22 protein-coding genes are annotated in these 22,521 nt (G+C 68.4%); 5 read left to right on the top strand and 17 right to left on the bottom strand.

Annotation, left to right across the window (positions count from 1 at the left end; genetic code table 11):
• Nucleotides 1-78: 78 nt before the first annotated feature.
• The 6 genes from carB to gloB all read right to left on the bottom strand — a co-directional run bounded on the left by carB (nt 79) and on the right by gloB (nt 9,538).
• Nucleotides 79-3,333: a carbamoyl-phosphate synthase large subunit gene (carB, locus tag HWX22_RS22620; RefSeq protein ID WP_124667607.1), complete on the bottom strand. Its 3,255-nt coding sequence runs from the start codon at nt 3,331-3,333 to the stop codon at nt 79-81.
• A 59-nt stretch (nt 3,334-3,392) separates the two neighbouring features.
• The gene (gene leuE, locus HWX22_RS22615) at nt 3,393-4,052 is read right to left on the bottom strand and encodes a leucine efflux protein LeuE (RefSeq protein ID WP_175916435.1); all 660 of its coding nucleotides are present in this window, start codon (nt 4,050-4,052) and stop codon (nt 3,393-3,395) included.
• Nucleotides 4,053-4,089: 37 nt separating this feature from the next.
• Nucleotides 4,090-5,235, bottom strand: a complete 1,146-nt coding sequence (carA, locus tag HWX22_RS22610) for a glutamine-hydrolyzing carbamoyl-phosphate synthase small subunit (protein WP_175916434.1) — start codon at nt 5,233-5,235, stop codon at nt 4,090-4,092.
• 361 nt (nt 5,236-5,596) lie between these two features.
• Nucleotides 5,597-6,829, bottom strand: a complete 1,233-nt coding sequence (locus HWX22_RS22605; RefSeq protein WP_175916433.1) for an MFS transporter — start codon at nt 6,827-6,829, stop codon at nt 5,597-5,599.
• A gap of 163 nt (nt 6,830-6,992) precedes the next feature.
• Entirely contained in the window at nt 6,993-8,579 is a 1,587-nt protein-coding gene (locus HWX22_RS22600; protein WP_175916432.1) for a transglycosylase SLT domain-containing protein, read from the bottom strand.
• Nucleotides 8,580-8,731: 152 nt separating this feature from the next.
• Nucleotides 8,732-9,538 carry a hydroxyacylglutathione hydrolase gene (gloB, locus tag HWX22_RS22595; RefSeq protein WP_059523480.1) on the bottom strand — a complete coding sequence of 269 codons (807 nt, stop codon included), beginning with the start codon at nt 9,536-9,538 and terminating at the stop codon, nt 8,732-8,734.
• Nucleotides 9,539-9,556: 18 nt separating this feature from the next.
• On the opposite strand from gloB, the gene HWX22_RS22590 reads away from it, so the two are divergent.
• Genes HWX22_RS22590 through dnaQ form a run of 3 tightly spaced genes read left to right on the top strand, consistent with a single transcriptional unit; the run spans nt 9,557 to nt 11,582 of the window.
• Nucleotides 9,557-10,369 carry a class I SAM-dependent methyltransferase gene (locus HWX22_RS22590; RefSeq protein WP_059523482.1) on the top strand — a complete coding sequence of 271 codons (813 nt, stop codon included), beginning with the start codon at nt 9,557-9,559 and terminating at the stop codon, nt 10,367-10,369.
• A complete protein-coding gene (gene rnhA / locus HWX22_RS22585; protein WP_059815751.1) occupies nt 10,366-10,809 on the top strand; it encodes a ribonuclease HI in 444 nt (147 codons plus the stop codon). Before HWX22_RS22590 ends, rnhA begins: the two co-directional genes overlap by 4 nt.
• Before the next feature lie 38 nt (nt 10,810-10,847).
• Nucleotides 10,848-11,582 (top strand): DNA polymerase III subunit epsilon, encoded by a 735-nt coding sequence (gene dnaQ / locus HWX22_RS22580; protein ID WP_175916431.1) that lies wholly within the window; start codon nt 10,848-10,850, stop codon nt 11,580-11,582.
• Nucleotides 11,583-11,616: 34 nt separating this feature from the next.
• On the opposite strand, the gene HWX22_RS22575 is transcribed toward dnaQ, so the two are convergent.
• On the bottom strand, nt 11,617-11,949 hold the full coding sequence (locus tag HWX22_RS22575; protein ID WP_175916430.1) for a YnfA family protein: 333 nt from the start codon (nt 11,947-11,949) through the stop codon (nt 11,617-11,619).
• Between the two features lie 539 nt (nt 11,950-12,488).
• Here HWX22_RS22575 and proP point away from each other — a divergent pair.
• Nucleotides 12,489-13,976: a glycine betaine/L-proline transporter ProP gene (proP, locus tag HWX22_RS22570; RefSeq protein ID WP_175916429.1), complete on the top strand. Its 1,488-nt coding sequence runs from the start codon at nt 12,489-12,491 to the stop codon at nt 13,974-13,976.
• Nucleotides 13,977-14,085: 109 nt separating this feature from the next.
• On the opposite strand, the gene HWX22_RS22565 is transcribed toward proP, so the two are convergent.
• Nucleotides 14,086-14,283 (bottom strand): hypothetical protein, encoded by a 198-nt coding sequence (locus HWX22_RS22565; RefSeq protein WP_044844954.1) that lies wholly within the window; start codon nt 14,281-14,283, stop codon nt 14,086-14,088.
• Between the two features lie 342 nt (nt 14,284-14,625).
• The gene (locus HWX22_RS22560) at nt 14,626-15,255 is read right to left on the bottom strand and encodes a glutathione S-transferase (RefSeq protein WP_175916428.1); all 630 of its coding nucleotides are present in this window, start codon (nt 15,253-15,255) and stop codon (nt 14,626-14,628) included.
• A gap of 145 nt (nt 15,256-15,400) precedes the next feature.
• Between HWX22_RS22560 and phaZ the strand changes: the two genes are divergently transcribed.
• Nucleotides 15,401-16,624: a polyhydroxyalkanoate depolymerase gene (phaZ, locus tag HWX22_RS22555; protein WP_175916427.1), complete on the top strand. Its 1,224-nt coding sequence runs from the start codon at nt 15,401-15,403 to the stop codon at nt 16,622-16,624.
• On the opposite strand, the gene HWX22_RS22550 is transcribed toward phaZ, so the two are convergent.
• From HWX22_RS22550 to mdcC, 8 genes are all read right to left on the bottom strand, one after another.
• A complete protein-coding gene (locus HWX22_RS22550) occupies nt 16,611-17,279 on the bottom strand; it encodes a phosphoribosyltransferase (RefSeq protein ID WP_175909577.1) in 669 nt (222 codons plus the stop codon). The two genes, phaZ and HWX22_RS22550, sit on opposite strands and share 14 nt — an antisense overlap.
• A gap of 175 nt (nt 17,280-17,454) precedes the next feature.
• Nucleotides 17,455-17,976: a phospholipase D-like domain-containing protein gene (locus tag HWX22_RS22545; RefSeq protein WP_059523496.1), complete on the bottom strand. Its 522-nt coding sequence runs from the start codon at nt 17,974-17,976 to the stop codon at nt 17,455-17,457.
• A 150-nt stretch (nt 17,977-18,126) separates the two neighbouring features.
• Nucleotides 18,127-19,059 (bottom strand): malonate decarboxylase subunit epsilon, encoded by a 933-nt coding sequence (mdcH, locus tag HWX22_RS22540; protein WP_175916426.1) that lies wholly within the window; start codon nt 19,057-19,059, stop codon nt 18,127-18,129.
• Entirely contained in the window at nt 19,056-19,922 is an 867-nt protein-coding gene (gene mdcB / locus HWX22_RS22535; RefSeq protein WP_175909582.1) for a triphosphoribosyl-dephospho-CoA synthase MdcB, read from the bottom strand. Before mdcB ends, mdcH begins: the two co-directional genes overlap by 4 nt.
• Nucleotides 19,919-20,587, bottom strand: coding sequence for a malonate decarboxylase holo-[acyl-carrier-protein] synthase (gene mdcG / locus HWX22_RS22530; RefSeq protein ID WP_175909584.1), 669 nt, complete (start codon nt 20,585-20,587; stop codon nt 19,919-19,921). Before mdcG ends, mdcB begins: the two co-directional genes overlap by 4 nt.
• Nucleotides 20,574-21,281 carry a biotin-independent malonate decarboxylase subunit gamma gene (gene mdcE, locus HWX22_RS22525; protein ID WP_175909586.1) on the bottom strand — a complete coding sequence of 236 codons (708 nt, stop codon included), beginning with the start codon at nt 21,279-21,281 and terminating at the stop codon, nt 20,574-20,576. Before mdcE ends, mdcG begins: the two co-directional genes overlap by 14 nt.
• Nucleotides 21,268-22,203, bottom strand: coding sequence for a biotin-independent malonate decarboxylase subunit beta (locus HWX22_RS22520; protein WP_175909588.1), 936 nt, complete (start codon nt 22,201-22,203; stop codon nt 21,268-21,270). The genes mdcE and HWX22_RS22520 overlap by 14 nt, the downstream gene beginning before the upstream one ends.
• Nucleotides 22,200-22,514, bottom strand: a complete 315-nt coding sequence (gene mdcC / locus HWX22_RS22515) for a malonate decarboxylase acyl carrier protein (RefSeq protein ID WP_059691158.1) — start codon at nt 22,512-22,514, stop codon at nt 22,200-22,202. The genes HWX22_RS22520 and mdcC overlap by 4 nt, the downstream gene beginning before the upstream one ends.
• Nucleotides 22,515-22,521: the final 7 nt, after the last annotated feature.

The following is a 22,521-nucleotide window of genomic DNA, read 5'->3' as shown; positions in this document are numbered from 1 at the left end:
CGCGATTAAGCGCATTTCCGGCGAACCGGAAACACCGCTTAATCGCGGCACGTGTTGCTTCGACAGGTAACTGAACGCTTAGTTTAGGCGAGCATGAAGACCTTGTAAATCATAGACTTCCAGATCCTTCAGGTAGCGCAAGCCTTCGACGGCCGCGCGCGCGCCCGACATTGTCGTGTAGTACGTGACCTTGTGCGCCTGCGCGCTCATGCGGATCGAACGCGAATCGGCGATCGCCTGGCGCGTCTCGTCGACCGTCGTGAACACGAGTGCGATCTCGCCGTTCTTGATCATGTCGACGATGTGCGGACGGCCGTCCTTCACCTTGTTGACGACCTTCACCGGCACGCCGGCCGCTTCGATCGCGGCAGCCGTGCCCTTGGTCGCGACGATCGGGTAGCCGAGGTCGTGCAGCATGCGCGCGACTTCGACCGCCTTCGGCTTGTCGGCGTCCATCACGGTCAGCAGCACCGTGCCCGACTCCGGCAGGCGCGAGCCCGCCGCGAGCTGCGACTTGAACAGCGCCTCACCGAACGTCTGGCCGACACCCATCACTTCGCCGGTCGAACGCATTTCAGGCCCGAGGACCGGATCGACGGTCGGGAACTTGACGAACGGGAACACCGCTTCCTTCACGCTGAAGTACGGCGGCTCGACTTCCTTCGTCACGCCCTGCTGCGCGAGCTTCTGGCCGACCATCGCGCGCGCCGCGATCTTCGCGAGCGGCAGGCTGGTCGCCTTCGACACGTACGGCACCGTGCGCGATGCGCGCGGGTTCACTTCGAGCACGTAGATGATGTCCTGCTTCGAACCGTCCGCCTGCGGCACCTGCTGGATCGCGAACTGCACGTTCATCAGGCCGACCACGTTCAGCGCCTTCGCCATCGCGCCCGTCTGGCGCTTCAGTTCGGCAACGGTTTCCTTCGACAGCGAGTACGGCGGCAGCGAGCATGCCGAGTCGCCCGAGTGGACGCCCGCCTGCTCGATGTGTTCCATCACGCCGCCGATGAACACCGACTCGCCGTCGCAGATGCAGTCGACGTCGCATTCGATCGCGTCGTTCAGGAAGCGGTCGAGCAGCACCGGCGAATCGTTCGACACCTTCACGGCCTCGCGCATGTAACGCTCGAGGTCGCGCGGCTCATGGACGATTTCCATCGCGCGGCCGCCCAGCACGTACGACGGGCGCACGACGAGCGGGTAGCCGATTTCGGCCGCCAGTGCGAGCGCTTCGTCTTCGGCGCGTGCGGTGCGGTTCGGCGGCTGGCGCAGGCCGAGGTCCTGCAGCAGCTTCTGGAAGCGTTCGCGGTCTTCGGCCGCGTCGATCATGTCCGGCGACGTACCGACGATCGGCACGCCGTGTGCCTCGAGGTCGAGCGCGAGCTTCAGCGGCGTCTGGCCGCCGTACTGGACGATCACGCCGACCGGCTTTTCCTTGTCGACGATCTCGAGCACGTCTTCCAGCGTCAGCGGCTCGAAGTACAGGCGGTCGGACGTGTCATAGTCGGTCGACACCGTTTCCGGGTTGCAGTTGACCATGATCGTTTCGTAGCCGTCCTCGCGCATCGCGAGCGCCGCGTGCACGCAGCAGTAGTCGAACTCGATGCCCTGGCCGATCCGGTTCGGGCCGCCGCCCAGCACCATGATCTTCTTGTTGGTGGTCGGCTGCGCCTCGCACTCTTCCTCGTAGGTCGAGTACATGTAGGCCGTCTTGGTCGCGAACTCGGCCGCGCAGGTGTCGACGCGCTTGTAGACCGGGCGCACGTTCAGTTCGACGCGGCGGCGGCGGACGTCTTCCGGCGTCGCGCCGAGCAGCTTCGCGAGTCGACGGTCGGAGAAGCCGCTCTGCTTCAGGAAGCGCAGCTCGTCGAACGTCAGCGACGCGAGCGTGCGGCCCGCGAGCGCCTTTTCCTTCAGGATGATCTGCTCGATCTGCTCGAGGAACCACGGGTCGATCGCGGTTTCCGCGAAGATTTCCTCGGCGGTCATGCCGATGCGGAATGCATCGCCGACGTACCAGATGCGGTCCGGGCCCGGCTCGTGGATCTCGATCGCGATCTCGTCGCGGTCGGTCGACTTCTCGTCGAGACCGTCGACGCCGACTTCGAGGCCGCGCAGCGCCTTCTGGAACGATTCCTGGAACGTACGGCCGATCGCCATCACTTCGCCGACCGACTTCATCTGCGTGGTCAGGCGCGAATCGGCTTCGCGGAACTTCTCGAACGCGAAACGCGGGATCTTCGTGACGACGTAGTCGATCGTCGGCTCGAACGATGCCGGCGTCTGGCCGCCGGTGATTTCGTTCTTCAGCTCGTCGAGCGTGTAGCCGACCGCCAGCTTCGCCGCGACCTTCGCGATCGGGAAGCCGGTCGCCTTCGACGCGAGCGCCGACGAACGCGACACCCGCGGGTTCATCTCGATGACGACCATGCGGCCGTCCTTCGGGTTGATCGAGAACTGCACGTTCGAGCCGCCGGTGTCGACGCCGATCTCGCGCAGCACCGCGAGCGATGCGTTACGCAGGATCTGGTATTCCTTGTCGGTGAGCGTCTGCGCCGGCGCGACCGTGATCGAGTCGCCGGTGTGCACGCCCATCGGGTCGAGGTTTTCGATCGAGCACACGATGATGCAGTTGTCGGCGCGGTCGCGCACGACTTCCATCTCGTATTCCTTCCAGCCGAGCAGCGACTCTTCGATCAGCAACTCGCGCGTGGGCGACAGGTCGAGACCGCGCTTGCAGATCTCTTCAAACTCTTCGCGGTTGTACGCAATGCCGCCACCCGAGCCGCCGAGCGTGAACGACGGACGGATCACGACCGGATAGCCGCTGCCGCCGGTGCCGGCCATGATCTCGGCATGCACCTGGGTCGCTTCTTCCATCGAGTGCGCGATGCCCGACTTCGCGGAGCCGAGACCGATCTTGGTCATCGCTTCCTTGAATTTCTGGCGGTCTTCCGCCTTGTCGATCGCTTCCGGCGACGCGCCGATCAGCTCGACGCCGAACTTCTCGAGCACACCGTGGTGGTGCAGGTCGAGCGCGCAGTTCAGCGCGGTCTGGCCGCCCATCGTCGGCAGGATCGCGTCCGGGCGCTCCTTCTCGATGATGCGTGCGACGACTTCCCACGTGATCGGCTCGATGTAGGTGACGTCGGCCGTGTTCGGGTCGGTCATGATCGTCGCCGGGTTGCTGTTCACGAGGACGACCTTGTAGCCCTCTTCACGCAGCGCCTTGCAAGCCTGCGCGCCCGAATAGTCGAACTCGCAAGCCTGGCCGATGATGATCGGGCCGGCGCCGATGATGAGGATGCTTTTGATGTCTGTGCGTTTTGGCATGGCTTGTGAATTCAGTAAGTAATCTTTGTCGTGGCGTTGTCACGGATCGGCGGCTGCGCTCAGCTCATGGTGGCGAGCGCGAGCTTCACCGAGAAACCGATGAACAGGCCGCCCACGCTGCTCGCCGCGCCCGCCGCGAGCTTGCGGCGGCGGCGGAAATGCTCGGCGAGCCGCGCGCCCGCGAAGATCAGCGTGCTCAGGTACAGGAAGCTCGCGCATTGCGCGATCGCCCCGAGCACGACGAACGACAGCGCGGGATGCGGGAACGCCGGGTCGACGAACTGGATGAAGAACGAGATGAAGAACAGGATCGCCTTCGGATTCAGGAGGCTCACGATCAGCGCCTTGCGGAACGGCCGCTCGCCATCGACCGCACGCGGTGCATCGGCCGGCGCATCGGCGCGCGTGCGCAGCTTTCGCCACGCGCCGCGCAGCATCCCGGCACCGATGTACAGCAGGTACGCGGCGCCGCCGTACTTGACGACGGAGAACAGCAGCGGGTTCGCCTTCAGCAGCGACGCGACGCCCGCGGCGGACAGCACCATCAGCACCGTGTCGCCGAGGAACACGCCGCAGGCCGCGCGATATCCGGCCTTCACGCCGCGCTGCGCCGCGAGCGACAGCACGTACATCGAGTTCGGCCCCGGCAGCAGGATGATGAAGATCACGCCGAACACGTAGGTCCAGATATCCGTGATGCCGAGTGCGTGGCCGAACATGATGCGAATCTCCCGTTCTTCGGTTGCTTCAGTTGCGTCAGGCGTTGCGCTGCTTCGCCGCGTCCATCAGTGCGGTGAAGCGGTCGAACAGATACGCGATGTCGTGCGGGCCGGGCGACGCTTCCGGGTGGCCCTGGAAGCAGAATGCCGGCTTGTCGGTCAGCTCGAAGCCCTGCAGCGTGCCGTCGAACAGCGACACGTGCGTCACGCGCGCGTTGGCCGGCAGCGAATCCGCGTCGACCGCGAAACCGTGGTTCTGCGACGTGATCACCACGCGACCGTCGCCGAGATCCTTCACCGGGTGGTTCGCGCCGTGGTGGCCCGTCTTCATCTTCAGCGTCTTCGCGCCGACCGCGAGGCCCATGATCTGGTGGCCGAGGCAGATGCCGAAGGTCGGCACGCCGCGCTCGATGAATTCCTTGGCCGCCGCGATCGCGTAGTCGCACGGCTCCGGATCGCCGGGGCCGTTCGACAGGAAGATGCCGTCCGGATTCAGTGCCAGCGCGTCGGCCGCGCTCGCCTCGGCCGGCAGCACCGTCACGTGGCAGCCGCGCTCCGCGAGCATGCGCAGGATGTTGTACTTGACGCCGAAGTCGTACGCGACGACGCGGTACTTCGGCGCTTCCTGCATGCCGTAGCCGCTGCCGAGGCGCCATTCGGTCTGCCTCCACTCGAACGGCTTCGTGGTCGACACGACCTTCGCGAGATCCATGCCCGCGAGGCCCGGGAACGAGCGCGCGAGTTCGATCGCCTTCGCCTCGTCGTTCGAGCCGGCCAGGATGCAGCCGTTCTGCGCGCCCTTGTCGCGCAGGATGCGGGTCAGCTTGCGGGTATCGATGCCGGCGATCGCGACGACGCCTTCGTCGCGCAGGTAGTCGCCGAGCGTGCGGTCCATGCGGAAATTCGATGCGAGCGTCGGCAGATCACGGATGATCAGGCCGGCGGCATGGACTTTCGTGGCTTCGACGTCTTCGGCGTTGACGCCGACGTTGCCGATATGCGGGTAGGTGAGCGTGACGATCTGACGCGCGTAGCTCGGATCAGTCAGGATTTCCTGATAGCCGGTAATCGCGGTGTTGAACACGACTTCACCGATCGTGTGGCCTTCGGCCCCGATCGAATAACCACGAAAGACCGTGCCGTCGGCGAGTGCAAGCAAGGCGGGAGAAAAAGACGGCAACACGGGAGGCTCCTTGGGGAACACCCTGCTGCCGACCTGTTTACCCTGCCGCGCGAGCGCCGCGCTGCGTAGGCGCGCGGAGTCGCTAGCTGGACGCGACCTGCGGTGTCGGCACGCGAACCCGGCGCGTGGCGCACGAGGCTTCGCGGCATCGCCCGACAGGCGGCGTGCGGCGGATGAACGGGATGAGTGAGGTAGGCGCTAGGGTGCGAGGTTGATCAGCACAAACTTTCAAATTATAGCCCGAAAATGGCCTTATCTTCAATCGATATGGCCGTCCGATCACGCATGCGGCGCGCGCAATGCCATGGCATCACGCGCGCCGTTCGTTGCTGCGGCCCCGTTTCCGCAGCCGCCTTACCCGTCAGCGTACCGCCGGATCAACATGCTTGCCAGCGCTGCGCGCGGGCCATACGTACCAGACCGCGCTTGCGAGTTGCAGCACGAGCAGCATGCTCCAAGCCGTGACGTGCGCGGCAGCCGGGTAATGGCCGTCGACGGCCGGCCAGTGCGACAGCACCGCGCCGATACCGATCTGGAACGCAAAGATCAGCACGAAGATCACGAGCGTCAATGTCGTGTTCGCGCGGCCGATCAGTTGGGCCGGGAAGTGGCCGGCCAGCACGGCATAGGTGAGAATCCCGACGCCGCCGAACATTCCGTAGGCCGCCCACAGCACGGCCGGCGGCAGCGGCACGCGCGCGACGATCGCGATTTGCGTGGCGACGAACAGCACCATGCCGACGCCGCAAAACGCCTGGACGGACACGCCGCGGCGCTCGAGCACGCGCGCCGCCGCGCCGAAACCGACACAGCCGGCCATCATCGCGAAGCCGAGCACCGACACGAGCCGTGCGGCGTGCGGCGCATCGAACCCCGCGACGTCGCGCAGGTACGGACCGACCCACAGCGACTGCATCGCGTAGAACACGCCCTGCGTGACGATCGAGAACGACGAGATCTTCCAGAATGCACGGCTGCCGAGGATGTGCCACGTGCCCTGGAACTGGCTGACGAGTCCGCCCTGATGGCGCGGCCGCTCGGCATCCGGCGCGCCGAAGCCGATCGCGGCCGCGACGACGATCGTCAGCACCGCGAGGCCGCCGCAGATCACACGCCAGCTCGTCACGCCGAGCAGCCAGGTCAACGGCGAGCCGACCGCGACGCCGCCCAGGCCGCCGACAGCCATCACGAGACCGTTGACGAGCGGCAGCCGGCCGACCGGAAAATGCTGCGCGAGCGCCTTGAATGCCGCACCGAGACAGACCGATACGCCGACGCCGATCAGCAGCCGGCCGACCATCATCGTGCCAAGGTCGTGCGCGACGCCGAACACGGCGGCACCGGCGGCCGCGAACAGCAGCATCCCGGCCGTCACGCGGCGCGGGCCGAAATGGTCGAGCAGCACGCCGGCCGGAATCTGCGCGCCGGCAAAGCCGAGAAAATAGAGACTGGTGAGCAGCCCGAGATCGGCGGCCGAGAGCCCGAGCTCGTGCGTAACGAACGGCGCGAAGCCGAGATTGACGCCGCGGAACACATACGACACGAAATATCCGACCGCAAACAGCGCGAGCACCCTCACCTGCACCGACGACATCGCTCCTCCTCGTGATCCGATCCCGGCCGCGCGAAGCAACGCCGCCGCTGCCGCGCACAAACGAAAACGCCGTCACCTCGGTGACGGCGTTGCTTCGGGTTTCATCGGATGATAACGCAAGCGCGCGATCCGGCCGGACCGCCGCGCTGCAGTCGCGACCGCGTTACTTCTTCTTGCCCTTGTTTGCAGCGGCCTTCGGCGCGGCCTTGGCCGGCGCCGCCTTCGCGGAAGCAGCCTTCGTCGCGCGGGCCGCCGGCTTCGCGGCACCGTGCTTCGCGCCGCGCGACTTGCCGCCGACGGACAGGCTCGCGCGCTCGACACGCGCGCCGGCGGTCGACGTCGCGATCCGCTCCGGACCCGGCTCGGCAGGCACCGCGCGACCGACCGGGACGTGCAGCACGAGCGCCTGGCCCGGCATTGCGAGATCGCGATGCGTGCGGTTCCATGCCTTCAGCTGGCTGACCGACACGCCGTAGCGGCCGGCGATCGCCGCCATCGACTGCTTGCGGCGCACGCGGATCAGCATCTTGCGCGTGTCGGGTACGTCGGGCTCCATCGCGAGCGCACCATTTTCCGCAACGTCCGCGCTGATGTCCTCGTCGTCGTCATCGCCGCGCGGCACAACGATGGTCGAGCCCGGCTTCAGGCGCATGCCGGCGGGAATTTTGTTGACGGACATCAGCGTATCGGCGTCGACACCGATCTTCTCGGCGATCGCGGCCGGGCGCGCGCGCTCGCTGACCGTATAGGTGGTCCACGTCGACAACTGGCCGTTATAGGCCTTCAGGTTCTTCTCGAACGCTGCCGCATTGTCGAACGGCAGCAGGATCTGCGGCTCGGTCGCGCCGAGGATCACCGGCTTCGAGAACGACGGGTTCAGCGAACGGAACTCGTCGAGCGACAGGTTCGCGAGCTTCGCGGCCACCGCCACGTCGATGTCGCGCGACGTCGTGACCGTCACGAAATACGGGTGGTTGGGGATCTCCGGCAGAGTCAGGCCGAACTGCTGCGGATTCGCAATGATGTTCTTCACCGCCTGCAGCTTCGGCACGTAGTTGCGCGTCTCGTTCGGCATCCGCAGGCTCTGGTAGTCGGTCGGCAGGCCGGCCGCCTGGTTGCGCGCGATCGCACGCTGCACGTTGCCCTCGCCCCAGTTGTACGCGGCCAGCGCCAGATACCAGTCGCCGAACATGTCATGCAGGCGCGACAGGTAGTCGAGCGCGGCGCTCGTCGACGCGAGCACGTCGCGGCGCTCGTCCTGCCACATGTTGCGCTTCAGGTTGTACGTGCGGCCCGTGCCCGGCATGAACTGCCACATGCCTGCCGCCTTCGCGACCGACAGCGCCTGCGGGTTGAACGCGGATTCGATGAACGGCAGCAGCGCGAGCTCGGTCGGCATATGGCGCGCCTCGAGTTCCTCGACGATGTGATACAGGTACTTCTGCGAGCGCTCGGTCATGCGCTGCACGTAATCGGGACGCTGCGTGTACCAGGTCGTCTGCATGTCGACGAGGTCGCTCTGCAGGTCGGGCATCTGGAAGCCGCGACGGATGCGGCCCCAGAGATCGGAATCTGCACTGGTCAGATCGCCGACGGATTGCTTGTCGACGTCGACAGTTTCTTTGGCGGTGGCTGATTTACGGAGGTAGTTGGACGCCGCCTGCGAATCGGCGGCGTTGTTGGCGACAGGAGCCTGGCTCGCACAAGCGGCGAGTAGCAGGACCACCATCGCACTCAATATAAGTCGCATGAAAATCTCGGCTTCCGACGGCTGGAAATTGCTGGCGATACTACGGAAGTGCGTGCTTCACGTCAATAAAAACACCGAAAACTCAGCCAAATCCTACATTTGGAGCAATTTTTACAGACTCCGCTTGAGCTTTTGGAGTCCTCCGGAAATCGTCATCGGAACCGGTTTTTCCACTCCCGCATCAGCGTGAACGCCGCGAGGCGATCCGGCACCGTTTCGTGCAGCTCGGCCTCGAGCGTCGCATGGATGGCCGGGCTGTCCGACCGCATGAACGGGTTGACGGCGCGTTCGTGCGCGATCGTGGTGGGCAGCGTCGGCACGCCGCGCGCGCGCAGCGCCTGCGCGTCGTCGCGCCAGGCGGCGAGCGCCGCATTACCCGGTTCGCACGCGAGCGCGAAGCGGATGTTCGACAGCGTATATTCGTGCGCGCAATGCACACGGGTGTCGCCGGGCAGCGCCGCGAGCGCGTCGAGCGACGCGAGCATCTGCGCGGGCGTGCCTTCGAACAGGCGGCCGCAGCCGCACGAGAACAGCGTGTCGCCGCAGAAAACATGAGGGGTCGCGGCGCCCTGCCCGGCCGCCTGGAAATAGGCGATGTGACCGCGCGTATGCCCCGGCACGTCAAGCACGTCGAACGTGAGCGCCGGTGCGTCGAGCGTCACGCGATCGCCGCCCGCGAGCGGCCGCATGACCACGCCGATCGACTCGGCCGCCGGGCCGTAAACGACCAGCGGCACATCGTCCGGTTGGCCATCGCGCAGCGCGGCGACACCGCCGACATGGTCGGCATGATGGTGCGTGAGTAAAATAGCGGTCAACCGCCAGCCGCGTTCGGCAAGAACACGGCGTACGGGCGCGGCTTCACCCGGATCGACGGCGATCGCATCGCGGCCGTCCGAGACGAGCCAGATATAGTTGTCTTCGAATGCCGGAACCGGCACGTATTCCAGCTCGTTCATGGGCGCGCAATCATCGTTATGTCCGATCGTCAAATTATAGACTGGCCCGCCTGGACCGACTCGCCGCCCGGCCGCTACGTGCTGGACTGGGAGCAGGCGCAGCTCGACCGGATCGTTTCCGACGTCTTCGGGTTTCACGCGCTGCAGCTCGGCCTGCCGCAGCTCGATGCGCTGCGCGAAAACCGAATGCCGTATCGCGGCCTCGTGCTCGACCCGGCGAGCGGCGCGAGCGCGCCCTACCAGTATCCGTGGGCGCGCGAGGCGCACGCGCCCGAACATGCGCCGGCCGGTCGCAGCACGACGTGGAGCGACTTGCTCGACCTGCCGTTCGAGTCGCAGAGCGTCGACCTGATCGTGATGCCGCATACGCTCGAATTCACGTCGGACCCTCACCGCCTGCTGCGCGAAGCCGAGCGCGTGCTGATGCCGGAAGGCCAGCTCGTGATCACCGGCTTCAATTCGCTGAGCCTGTGGGGCATGCGGCAATCGTTCGGACGCATGGCGAACCGTCCATTCGTGCCGGCCGCGCGCGACCAGATCGCGTTCATCCGGCTCAAGGACTGGATCAAGCTGCTCGGCTTCGATCTCGAGCGCGGCCGCTTCGGCTGCTACCGGCCGCCGCTCGTCACCGACAAATGGCTTGCCCGCTACGGCTTCATGGAAGCCGCCGGCGACCGCTGGTGGCCGATCTTCGGCGCCGTCTACATGGTCACGGCCGTCAAGCGCGTGCGCGGCATGCGCCTCGTCGGCCCGATCAAGATGAAGAAGCCCGTGCTCGCGCCGGGCCTCACGCCGGCGGCCACCCCGACCACCCATCAAGAACACTCATGACCACCGACACCATCGACATCTATACCGACGGCGCCTGCAAGGGCAATCCCGGCCCCGGCGGCTGGGGCGCACTGTTGCGCTACGGCGACCGCGAAAAGGAGCTGTTCGGCGGCGAGCCCGACACGACCAACAACCGCATGGAACTGATGGGCGTGATCGCCGCGCTCGAGGCGCTGAAACGGCCGTGCCGCGTGATCGTCCATACCGACTCGCAATACGTGCAGAAAGGCATCAGCGAGTGGATCCACGGCTGGAAGAAAAAGGGCTGGGTCACCGCGGCGAAAACCCCGGTGAAGAACGCCGACCTGTGGAAGCGCCTCGACACGCTCGTCGCACAGCACGAGGTCGAGTGGCGCTGGGTGAAGGGCCACGCGGGCCACCCCGAAAACGAACGCGCGGACGCGCTCGCGAATCGCGGCGTCGAATCGCTCGTGGCCTGAACGCAGGCCACCCCACTGTCTTTCCCGATTTATCCGACATGCGCCAGATCATTCTCGATACCGAAACCACCGGCCTGAATCCCCGCACGGGCGACCGCCTGATCGAAATCGGCTGCGTCGAGCTGCTGAACCGGCGGCTCACCGGCAACAACCTGCACATCTACGTGAACCCCGAGCGCGACAGCGATCCGGGCGCACTGGCCGTGCACGGCCTCACGACCGAATTCCTGAGCGACAAGCCGAAGTTCGCGGAAGTCGTCGACCAGATCCGCGACTTCGTGAAGGACGCCGAGCTGATCATCCACAACGCGCCGTTCGACCTCGGGTTTCTCGACGCAGAATTCGCGCGGCTCGACCTGCCGCCGTTCACCGAGCATTGCGGCGGCGTGATCGACACGCTCGTGCAGGCCAAGCAGATGTTCCCCGGCAAGCGCAATTCGCTCGACGCGCTGTGCGACCGGTTCGGCATCAGCAACGCGCACCGTACGCTGCACGGCGCACTGCTCGACTCGGAACTGCTCGCCGAAGTCTATCTCGCGATGACACGCGGCCAGGACAGCCTCGTGATCGACATGCTCGACGACGCAGGCGCCGACGGCGGCGCGGCGAACGGCCAGCGCGTGTCGCTCGCGTCGCTCGACCTGCCGGTTCTCGCGGCGAGCGGCGACGAACTCGCCGCCCACCAGACCCAGCTCGACGAACTCGACAAGTCGGTCAAGGGCACCTGCGTGTGGCGCAAGTCCGCCGACGCGGACGCCGCCGAGGCCGCCTGACGCGGCATCTCCCGACCGGCGCCTGCAGCCGCGCTCACGCGCGCGGCTGCAGCGCGATGATCGCCATCCCGCCGAGCGCGAGCACCGCCCCCGCCACATCCCAGCGGGACAGCGCAATGCCGTCGACCACCCGCAGCCAGATCAGCGCCACCCCGATATACACGCCGCCGTACGCCGCATACGTGCGCCCCGCCGCGCTCGGATGCAGCGTCAGCAGCCACGCGAACAATGCAAGCGACAGCGCGGCCGGCACCAGCAGCCACACGGGCCGGCCGCCCTTCAGCACGAGCCACGGCAAGTAGCAGCCGACGATTTCGGCCAGTGCAGTGACGGCGAACAGCGCCGCAATCCTGATCAGTTCGGTCATCCGGTTCCTCGCAGATTCGGCCCCCAACCGGCGGGCCGCGCGACCCCGCCGCGCGCCGCCGATCATACCGGAGCCGGCTTCGCCGGAACCGCCGCCAGGCCGGGGATTCCGGGCAATTTGCACGATCGTCTGCCATCGTGCTATCATGTCGCCTGTTTCAACATTCAATCTCTGTCTACTCAATTTCGATAGGAGTCCGTCCGCGCGTTGCGGGCCGGTGCTTCGACCGGAATTGCATCCACAGGAAAGCCCGCCCGACAGGCCCGCTTTTCTCGTTTCGTTGCCCCTCCGGGGCGCTTGCCGGAACGTCGGACACGTCCGCGCCGGCATCTGCCGCTCGCATCACGCGGCCCATTCTTCATGAGCGCACCGTCGCGACGGCCCATCGGGCCCGCGTCGAAGCAGTCCCTTACGGCTCTTTACCGCCTCATGTGCAGTAAGCGCTTAAATGGCCTGCCCCGACGCGCAGCACGCGACATCGCGCTCGCCGGCAAACCGTGTCGGACGGCCCGCCCGTTCCGGCGCAGTCAAAGGAGTGCATGACCTTGACCGCAACACACGTCAGCCCGACCGCTGCTTCTTCCACCACGTCGTCCGGCGAGGCCCCGCTCGCCGCGGACGACATTACCGTCGTCGACCAGAGCCTGCTCAAGCGCGCCGTCAGCGCGATGGCCATCGGCAATGCGATGGAATGGTTCGACTTCGGCGTCTACAGCTATATCGCCGTCACGCTCGGCAAGGTGTTCTTCCCGTCCAGCAGCCCGTCCGCGCAGCTGCTCGCGACCTTCGGCACGTTCGCCGCCGCGTTCCTCGTGCGACCCCTCGGCGGCATGGTGTTCGGCCCGCTCGGCGACCGCATCGGCCGCCAGCGCGTGCTCGCCGCCACCATGATCATGATGGCCGTCGGCACCTTCGCGATCGGCCTGATCCCAAGCTATGCGTCGATCGGCATCATGGCGCCCGTGCTGCTGCTCGTCGCCCGCCTCGTGCAGGGCTTCTCGACCGGCGGCGAATACGGCGGCGCAGCCACCTTCATCGCCGAGTTCTCGACCGACAAGCGCCGCGGCTTCATGGGCAGCTTCCTCGAATTCGGCACGCTGATCGGCTACACGCTGGGCGCGGCGACCGTCGCGATACTGACGGCGACGCTGTCGCAAGAAGCGCTGCTGTCGTGGGGCTGGCGCGTGCCGTTCCTGATCGCGGGCCCGCTCGGCCTGATCGGCCTGTACATCCGGATGAAGCTCGAGGAAACGCCGGCGTTCAAGCGCCAGGCCGAAGAGCGCGAAGCGCAGGACAAGGCCGTGCCGAAGGCGCGCTTCCGCGAAACGCTGATGCGCAACTGGCGCGCGCTGCTGCTCTGCGTCGGCCTCGTGCTGATCTTCAACGTGACCGACTACATGGTGCTGTCGTACCTGCCGAGCTTCATGTCGTCGACGCTGCACTTCGACGAGTCGCACAGCCTCGTGCTGGTGCTGATCGTGATGGTGCTGATGATGCCGCTGACGCTCGCCGCCGGCCGCCTGTCGGACAAGATTGGCCGCAAGCCCGTGATGCTGGCCGGCTGCGTCGGCCTGCTGGTGCTGTCGATCCCGTCGATGATGCTGATCCACGCGGGCACCACCGCGTCGGTGTTCGGCGGCCTGCTGATTCTCGGCGTGCTGCTGTCGTGCTTTACCGGCGTGATGCCGTCGGCACTGCCGGCGCTGTTCCCGACCGAGATCCGCTACGGCGCGCTCGCGATCGGCTTCAACGTGTCGGTGTCGCTGTTCGGCGGCACGACGCCGCTCGTCACCGCGTGGCTCGTCGACGTGACCCACAACCTGATGATGCCCGCGTACTACATGATGGGCGCCGCCGTGATCGGCATCGTGTCGGTCGTCGCGCTTGCCGAAACCGCACGCCAGCCGCTCAAGGGCTCGCCGCCGGCCGTCGCGACGCGCCGCGAGGCGCACCAGCTGGTGCGCGAGATGCGCGAGAACGACGACGACGCGGAAATTTACGGCGTCGTGTCGACTGCACGCGCCTGAGCATCGCCCAAGAAAAAGCCCCGGCAAAAGCCGGGGCTTGATCGAACCCGATCCGCCCGACCGGCTTGCGCCGGCCGGGCTTTTTTTCATCTGTTGGATGGACGCGCGATCATGCGTGCGCTTCGCAGTGGCGGCAGAAGATCAGCGCCCGCGAACGCGACACCGCGGCCTGCGCACCGCGCGCCGCGACGATCAGGCCGACCTGGCCGAGATTGAAATCGCGCTCGACCATCAGCTGCGTCAACGCGGCAAGCGGCAACACGACGGACGGGTGGTACAGACTCGATTCGATCAGCGCTCTCATCATCGGCTCCATCAGGCAATGCATATTCGATGGAGTGGATTCTAGGGATCGGCCGCAACCGGATAAACAGCGCGAATGCGAAGTCACTTGTCAGCGGCGGATAACAATCGGCCGCGCCTTTGGCGGACAGGGCCGAGCGGCCGGCGGCGGACGGCCCGGGAACGCAAGACGGACCATGCGCGACGGGGTCTTGCGGACGCCGCACCAGGCGAAAACGAGTGACCACGCGGCCGATGGCGGCGGAGTCGATCCGTGCCGGCTGCCAGCTCGAGTCCCGACGACATCACACGCCGGTTGCGTCGCCTGCCACCCTCGCCCCCGTGCCGACGCGACAGCCGCCGGGCTTCAGTCGAGCGGCGTCTCGACAAACGCCGGCAGCGTTTCCGCCCGCGCCGAATGTGCGGCGAGCGCCGGATAACGGGCCGGATCGATCCGCGCGAGCGCCGGGTACTCGGTGCTCGTGAATTGCGTGAAGCGCCACACGACGGCGACGGTCACGTCGGACTGCAGCAGGCGCGCGCCGCCGAACCAGCCATTCGCGGCCGCGACGAGCGGCTCGAGCTTGTCATACGCGGCCTCGATCTGGCCCAGCACCCGCTCGAGCCACGGGGCATGCTGCTTCTCGGCCGGCCGCAACGCATGCTCGTACACCACCTGCACGGTCTTCTCCGCCGCCGCCAGCGCGAATCCGACCGGCACGAGCGTGCGCAGCCGCGCGTCGGCGGCGTCGGGCAGCAGACGCCGCTCGGGCGCAACGCGATGGTCGAAATAGTCGACGATCAGCGACGAATCGATCAGCGTCGCACCGTCGTCGGTCACGAGCGTCGGCGCCTTCACGACCGGGTTGAATGTCTGGAACTGGTCGAACTGACGGAACACCGAGATCGACTCGTGTTCGAACGGCAGGTCGAGCAGCTTCGCCGAAATGGCGGCACGGCGCACGAACGGGGAATCCAGCATGCCGATCAGCTTCATCGCGAACGCTCCACTTGAGGGGATGGGATCGATGACTGTAGCAGCGCCGTATGTCGCCGCCTAGGGCCAGTCACGTTTCCGACACCCGCTGCGCGGCCAGAGTGACCATAATGCAGATTCACGCCCCCTCCGACCAAGGTTCGCCATGTGGTACGCCGTCGTCGAGCAGCAGCGGGAATGGATGCGCGCCTGGCGCGCGGCGACGTGCCACGCGTTCGACGTGTGGCCAGCCGCGACGCTGGCGCACGCCGCGTCATCGTGCTACGACGACCTGTTCGAGCCGCTCCTCGGGCCCGCCGCCGGGCCGCCGCGCTTCGAGATTCGGCGCGCGGCGGTCGACGAGCGAATCGTCGCGCGCACGCCGTTCTGCCAGCTGCGACGCTTCGCGCGCGACGACACGCGGCGCACGGTGCTGCTGTGCGCGCCGCTCGCCGGACATGCGGCCGTGATGATGCGGGAAACCGTCGAGGCACTGCTCGCGGACGGCGACGTCTGCGTGACCGACTGGGTCAATGCGCGCGACGTCCCGCTCGCGGCGGGTCGCTTCGGGCTCGACGAATACGTGGCGACGCTCGACGGCTTCGTCGACGCGCTCGCCCGCGACGCGCGGCCGCTGCACGTCGTCGCCGTGTGCCAGGCCACCGTTCCCGCGCTCGGCGCACTCGCGCTGCGCGCCGCGCGCGGCCTCGCCCCGCCCGCGAGCGTCACGCTGATCGGCGGGCCGCTCGACGCGCGCGTCAAGCCGACCACACTCGGCACCACCGCCGCGTCCCGGTCGCTCGCGTGGTGTCGCCGCCATCTGATCGACATCGTGCCGCCGCGCTTCCCCGGCCGTGGCCGGCACGTGTTCCCGACCTATCTTCAGCAAGGCGAGATCGCGCTGCTGTATCCGCAACGCTTTCTGACGCTGATCGAGGACTACGCGCGCGCGGCGTCGCATTTCGACCTGACGGCGCTGGCGGACGCGCGGCGTGCGCTGCGCGAATACACGGCGCTGCTCGACATGCCGGCCGAATATTTCCTGGATACCGTCGATATCGTGTTTCAGCGAATGTGCCTCGCGAACGGCACGTGGGACGTCGGCGGACAGCGCGTCGAGCCGGCCGCGCTGCGCGGCGTCGCGCTGCTGACGGTCGAAGGCGGTTGCGACGCCGTCACGGGCACCGGCCAGACGCATGCGGCGCTCGCCATGTGCCGCGGCCTCAAGGCCGGCGAGCGCCAGCGCCTCGATGTCGACGACTGCGATCATTACGGGTTGTTCACGGGCGCGCGCTGGCGCAGCGAAGTCCATCCGGTGCTGCAGCGCGTGTTCGCGCAGGCCGAAGCCGGTCGCCCGGGATCGCGCCGGCGCCGTATCAGACGGACGTGACGTCGTCGTCCGGCGCGCGGGCCGCGTCGAGGAGCGCACGCACCTCGTCGTCCCCGGTCTGGTCGAAACGCACGTAGAACTGGCTGATCCCGAAGAACGACAGCGGCTGCAACACCGTCACGAACGCGTCGGCCAAATCGTCGAACGCACGCCCGGCACCGTCCGGTGCGACGGGTACGGCAGCCACGATGCGCGCGGGATGGCGCTCGCGCAGCGCCTGCAGCGCGACGCGCATCGACGCGCCGGTCGCGACGCCGTCGTCGACGACGATCGCGATACGGCCGTCGACCGGCAGCGGCGGCCGGGCGCCGCGATACAGCGCTTCGCGGCGCTGCAGTTCGGCCGTCTCGCGCGCGATCACGTCGGCCAGCTGCGCATCGGTCACGCCCATCGCGCGGATCGCCGAATGCTGCAGGTGGATCGCTCCGCCGGTCGCGATCGCGCCGATCGCGAATTCCGGATCGGACGGCATGCCGAGCTTGCGCACCACCAGCACGTCGAGCGGCGCGCGCAGCGCCTGCGCGACCGGGAATGCGACCGGCACGCCGCCACGCGGCAGCGCGAGCACGACGACGTCGCGACGCCCCGCATAATCCTGCAGCGCGTGCGCAAGCCGGCGACCCGCGTCGGCGCGATCGACAAAACATTCGGTCACGATCGGCTCCCTGCCGTTGCGCCGGATGCGAGACACCCGCACCGGCACCCTGTTCAACGAGCATGGTCCATCGGACGCGCCGATGCAAGCGGGGTCATACCGGCGCGCGCGGCATGCGGATCGTGGCGGGAAAAGGATGGATGGCGTTCGCCCGGGCGGACTCGCCGTCAGGCGCTCAGAGCCCGCCGGCCTGCCGGTACAGCCGCCAGAACGACTGCGCGTACGACTGCGCGAGTTCCGGTGCGCGCTGGAACACGTTCACCGTTTCCGCGTGCGCGGGCGCGCCGTCGGACAGCGTCGTCAGCGCGACGCTGTCGTCGACGATCACGAAGCGCGGCGCGGGATCGCCATGCCGCGAATCGATCGCGACGTCGATGCCGGCCGATTTCAGATAGCCCGCGCCGCTGTATTTGCCCGCACGCGACGAACGCACCAGCACGACGCGCACTTCGATGCCGCGCGAACGCGCGTCACGCAGCGCCGCCGCGACCGCGGGCGGCACGTACGCGTAGCCGGCCAGCAGCACGCGGCGCTGCGCCTGACCGATCAGGTCGACGGTCGCGTCGGCCGCCGCATTGTCATACGAAAAGTACGTGCCGACCGATGCGGCATCGGACGGAATCGGGCTGGCGTGTGCGGTCGCCGCGCAGCAAAGCACGGCGAGGAGGAAGGCGGCGGGTCTCATGGCGGGCGCCATTGTAGCGACGCCAATTCGCGTGGCAAGCGCCTGCTGCGACGGTGCTGCGCCGGCGCAACACCCGATGCGCAACGCCCGCCTGGCGGGCCGGTTCCGGAATCGATCTTGCCGGGATTTCCGAGCGTTTCCGGGCCGCTCGCACGCCGCCCGTCAGCCGGCCGCGACGCGTGCGAGCCAGCTCGCGATACCGTCGACGGAACGAAAATCCGCGACGCTGCGTGCCGGCAGCGCCGGATACGCGCCGCCCGCCATCTCGGTCAGCGCGCGGCCCGGGCCGAGCTCGAGAAACGCGGTCGCGCCGGCCTCGACGCACGCGGCCAGGCAGGCCGCCCACTCGACCGGCTCCGCGATCTGGCGCGCGAGCTTGTCCAGCCCCGCATCAACATCGAGCACGGACGCGCCATCGATCCCCGAAAACAGCCGCGTGCCAGGCAACCGCCGGCGCACGTTCACGGCAGCCAGCGACGCGCGAAACGCGGGCACCGCCGACGCGAGCCGGCGCGTGTGCGACGCGATCCGTACACACACGGGCGCGACGCGCAGCGCACCGTCGCGTGCCGCGTCGTCGGCCACCGCGGCGACGTCGGCCTGCCGTCCGGCCACCACGAATGCGTCGCCCGGATTGGCGATCGCAATCGCCGCATCGCGGCCGTCGCACAGTTGCGCGAGCTGCGCGCGCGTCAGCCCGCGCACGAACGCCATCCGTTCGTCGCCGCCGCTCGCGGCGTCCATTGCGCGCGCGCGCGCGTCGGCCAGATCCAGCGCATCGTGCGGATCGATCATCCCCGCGACGCTCCATGAAGCGACTTCGCCGACGCTATACCCGGCGACACAGCGCCGGCGCGGCCACACCGCTTCGAGCAACGCGGCCGCCGCGAGCGCCTGCACCGTGCAAAGGATCTGCGCGGCGCGGTTCTCGCGCAGCGCGTCCGGTTCAGCGTGCCGCACCCAGTCGCGCGGATCGTCGCCAAGGAGCCGGCCGGCATGCTCGAACAGCGCATCAGCCTGTGGCGCGGCACCGGTCAACTCGAACATGTCCGCCCGCTGCGCGCCTTGCCCCGAACACAGGATCGCCAGCGTCATCGCCCCTCCTCGGCCGCTTCGAGTGCGTCGACGAACACGCTCATCGCCAGCAGGTCGGCCGCGCCGCCCGGGCTCAGCCGGCGAGCGACGAACGCATGGTGCGCGGCGGCCGCGCGCAATCGCCAGTCGCGAGCGCGTATGCCGCCGCGGGCGACGAATGCGCGCGCCGTGGCCCGCGCGAAATCGAGGCCGGCCTGCCCGCCCCGGTGCAGCAGGTTCGTATCGTCGAGCGCGGCGATCAGCGCGAAGCATGCGTCGACGCGCGCGGCTTCCGGATCGTCCGGCACGCGGCACTGCGCGCGGCGCAGTGCCGGCAATCCGACGCCGTACACGGTCGCGAACCCGTCGGCCGCCTCGCGACGCGCGCCGCCGACGCCGTAGCGGCGGCTCGCGCGCTCGCCGTGGCTGTCGGGCAGCCGCGGGCCACCGAGGATCTCGGCGCCCCACCGCCGCGCGACGAACGCGCCGAGCGTCATCGTGCGTGCCGCCGTGCCGGGCACCGCGCGGCGGCCGGCGGCCGCGCACAGCAGCCCGAGCCCGAAGATCGCGCCGCGATGCGTGTTGACGCCGCCGGTCGCGGCGAGCATCGCGTGTTCCGCGCGCAGTCCGATCTTGCGCAGCACGGCCATGCCCGCGTCGCGCGCGCCGGCGTCGGCGAGCTCTGCGAAGTACGGCCGAAGCACGGCCGCGCTGCGCGCGAACGTCGCGGCGTCCATGTCCGCATGGCTGCCGGTGTCGACGTGACTGACGAGGCCCGGTTTCGGATATGTCTCGATTTCGAGCACGAGGCTGCGCTCGGCGAGTTCGGCGATGCGCTCGGCGTCGGACGGCGCCGCCGCGCGGCAAGCGGCCCATGCACTCATCGCGTGCCCCCCGTGAATGCGTCTGCAGACATCAATTCGACCGCCACCGCCGTCTTGACCGCGACTTCCGGCAGCCGCGCATGCAATTCGCGCCAGTTCACGCCCGCGCCGTCGTCGCGCAGCAGTTCGCCGTCGACGCGCATCGGCGCGCGCGCGTCGAGTGCCGCCAGGCCGTCGAGCAGCGCGGCGAGCGATGCGGTGGCCGGCAGCGGGAACACGATGTCGAGATCGGAGGACGCGCTCAGATAGCACTCGCCCGTCAGCGCCTGCCACGCGAGACTGCCGAACACGCGACCCTGCACGCCGCAGCGCTTGCCGAGCGCCTCCAGCTCGCGCAGCGTCGCGTGCCAGGCGTCGGGCGCGGCGACCAGCACGTCGGCCAGCGTGGGCAGCGGGCCGACCGACTCGACCGCGTCGGCGGCGACGTTCAGGGCGATGCGCCGCTTGCCCGCGGAAGGCGGCAGCGGCACGCCGAGCGGCACGCGCCGCGCATCGGCCTCGTCGGGCGACGCGCGGCGCACGATCAGCGGCCAGCCGCGCGCGGCCCACGCCTGCACGAGCGGATCGGCCGCCAGCGCGGGATCGCGCGAGCATGCGGCGCCCCACCCGGCCGCCGTCAGCGTGACGAGCGTGTGGCGGCGCAGCGGCGTGTCAGCGTGCGGCACGCGCGAGTGCCTCGACGCGCCGCGCGACGTCGGCCGCGACCGGCCGGCCGCGCGCTGCACGACCATCGGTGCGATCGGCCGGCTTGCCGAGCCATTCGCCGACCTGCGCGTCGAGCGCGCGGGCCGGATCGAGCACGGCGTCGACGGCGCCCATCTTCACGAGATTGTCGAGTCCTGGCGCGAACACCGGCGTCGAGCGCGCCATCTCCTTCAGCACGTCGATCGGCAGCTTCGTCACGCGCGACATCGACGGCAGGTCCATCACCTCGGGCTCGGCACCCGGCACCGCGAGCAGCGTGCGCGTCGCGAGCGCGGTCGCGATGAACGCGCCCGCGGCCGTATGGCCGTACAGCAGCCCGATCGTCCGGTGCCCGACGAGCTCCGCATGCATCAGGCATTTCGCGAGATGCGACAGCCCTTCGTTCAGGCCGAGCAGTTCGTCGCGCTTGCTCATCCGCTGGCTGTCGCTGTCGACGAGCACGAGAAGCGGCGTGCCGCTGCCGCGCTCGATCGTGTCGAGCACGTGCGACGCGAGCGTGAGGGCTTCGTCGATGCCGAATGGCAGGCGGTCGGCGACGCCGATCACGTCGACGCGCGTGCCGGTCAGGTCAGCGTGGCCCGACAGCAGGCCGCCGTTTCGCTCGATCGAATGGCCCTTGGGAAACAGCGAGTTCAGAACTTCATCGAGCGTCATGCTGTGGCTCCTGTAGCTGGTCGGCGAGCTTTGCGAATTCGTCGTCGGACATGCCGGGAATCGCTTCCGGCTCGCTCGCGCCGAGCGCGCGCCACACGTCGAGCGCATCCTTGCACGTGCCGAACCGCGCGACGCGCGCTTCGAGCCGCGCCTGCTCCACGCGCAGCATCGCCGCGTCGAATGTCGGCGCACGGCCGATCAGGTCGAGCGCGGCCGCGCGAAACGCATCGGGCGTATCGGCCACGTAGCGATCCGCACCGCCGATCAGTCGACGGTGCTTGCCGCCCATCGTGCGCCAGATCAGCGCGCGGTCCTTCGCGTCGAACTCCTCGACGCCGCGGTTGGTCTCGATCACCTCGGGCCCCGACACGCTGATGCGGCCCTGCTCGGACACCGCGAGCGCCGAGCAGCACGCAGCGAGCAGCCCGCCGCCGCCGTAGCAGCCCGCGCGCCCGCCGATCAGCCCGATCACCGGCACGCCGGTCGCGCGCGCCTCGACGAGCGCACGCATGATCTCGGCGATCGCGAGTTCGCCCGCATTCGCTTCCTGCAGCCGCACGCCGCCGGTGTCGAACAGGATCAGCACCGGCGTGCCGCGTTCGCGCGCCGCACGCAGCAACCCCGTGAGCTTCGCGCCGTGCACCTCGCCGAACGCGCCGCCCATGAAGCGGCCTTCCTGCGCGGCGACGAACACCGCCTTGCCGTCGAGCCGGCCGTGGCCGACCACCATGCCGTCATCGAACTGCTGCGGCAGGTCGAACAGCGGCAGGTGCGGGCTCGTCACGCGCTCGGCCGGCCCGAGAAACTCCGTGAAGCTGCCCGCGTCGAGCAGCCCGTCGACGCGCTGGCGCGCCGACGCCTCGTACCAGCTCGCGGCATTCGCGACGAACGCCGGGACGTCGTGGATCGTGTCGGTCATCATGCCTCCCCCTCGATCGCGCGCACGGCCTGCGCGAGCCGCAGCGACACCATGTCGGGCCGCGCGCCGCCGTCGTTGATCGACAGCTTCAGGCCGCCCGGCGCGCGCCGTTCGACGAAGTCCGACACGACGGCCTGCCACACCGCGCCGAAACCGACCGCCGCGGTGCGGATGTCGATCTCGCATTCGTTGCCCGGCAGCACGCGCTCGACGAGCACCTCGAGATTGCCGGACGCAACCACGCCGACGAGCGCCGTGGCCAGTTCGCCCCGCGCACGCCCGCGCGCGGTGAAGCGATAGTTCAACTGTTCCATGCCCTCT

It is taken from the genome of Burkholderia sp. BCC1638 (assembly GCF_902833195.1).
GTDB classification, from domain to species: Bacteria; Pseudomonadota; Gammaproteobacteria; order Burkholderiales; family Burkholderiaceae; genus Burkholderia; species Burkholderia diffusa.
This window is presented reverse-complemented; position numbering and strand designations above follow the sequence as displayed.

Bases quoted from the DNA above. Each gene is read 5' to 3' on its own strand.
- carB (WP_124667607.1), bottom strand. From the start codon at position 3,333: ATGCCAAAACGCACAGACATCAAAAGCATCCTCATCATCGGCGCCGGC.
- leuE (WP_175916435.1), bottom strand. From the start codon at position 4,052: ATGTTCGGCCACGCACTCGGCATCACGGATATCTGGACCTACGTGTTC.
- HWX22_RS22605 (WP_175916433.1), bottom strand. From the start codon at position 6,829: ATGTCGTCGGTGCAGGTGAGGGTGCTCGCGCTGTTTGCGGTCGGATAT.
- HWX22_RS22600 (WP_175916432.1), bottom strand. From the start codon at position 8,579: ATGCGACTTATATTGAGTGCGATGGTGGTCCTGCTACTCGCCGCTTGT.
- gloB (WP_059523480.1), bottom strand. From the start codon at position 9,538: ATGAACGAGCTGGAATACGTGCCGGTTCCGGCATTCGAAGACAACTAT.
- HWX22_RS22590 (WP_059523482.1), top strand. From the start codon at position 9,557: ATGTCCGATCGTCAAATTATAGACTGGCCCGCCTGGACCGACTCGCCG.
- rnhA (WP_059815751.1), top strand. From the start codon at position 10,366: ATGACCACCGACACCATCGACATCTATACCGACGGCGCCTGCAAGGGC.
- dnaQ (WP_175916431.1), top strand. From the start codon at position 10,848: ATGCGCCAGATCATTCTCGATACCGAAACCACCGGCCTGAATCCCCGC.
- HWX22_RS22575 (WP_175916430.1), bottom strand. From the start codon at position 11,949: ATGACCGAACTGATCAGGATTGCGGCGCTGTTCGCCGTCACTGCACTG.
- proP (WP_175916429.1), top strand. From the start codon at position 12,489: ATGACCTTGACCGCAACACACGTCAGCCCGACCGCTGCTTCTTCCACC.
- HWX22_RS22565 (WP_044844954.1), bottom strand. From the start codon at position 14,283: ATGATGAGAGCGCTGATCGAATCGAGTCTGTACCACCCGTCCGTCGTG.
- HWX22_RS22560 (WP_175916428.1), bottom strand. From the start codon at position 15,255: ATGAAGCTGATCGGCATGCTGGATTCCCCGTTCGTGCGCCGTGCCGCC.
- phaZ (WP_175916427.1), top strand. From the start codon at position 15,401: ATGTGGTACGCCGTCGTCGAGCAGCAGCGGGAATGGATGCGCGCCTGG.
- HWX22_RS22545 (WP_059523496.1), bottom strand. From the start codon at position 17,976: ATGGCGCCCGCCATGAGACCCGCCGCCTTCCTCCTCGCCGTGCTTTGC.
- mdcH (WP_175916426.1), bottom strand. From the start codon at position 19,059: ATGACGCTGGCGATCCTGTGTTCGGGGCAAGGCGCGCAGCGGGCGGAC.
- mdcB (WP_175909582.1), bottom strand. From the start codon at position 19,922: ATGAGTGCATGGGCCGCTTGCCGCGCGGCGGCGCCGTCCGACGCCGAG.
- mdcE (WP_175909586.1), bottom strand. From the start codon at position 21,281: ATGACGCTCGATGAAGTTCTGAACTCGCTGTTTCCCAAGGGCCATTCG.
- HWX22_RS22520 (WP_175909588.1), bottom strand. From the start codon at position 22,203: ATGATGACCGACACGATCCACGACGTCCCGGCGTTCGTCGCGAATGCC.
- mdcC (WP_059691158.1), bottom strand. From the start codon at position 22,514: ATGGAACAGTTGAACTATCGCTTCACCGCGCGCGGGCGTGCGCGGGGC.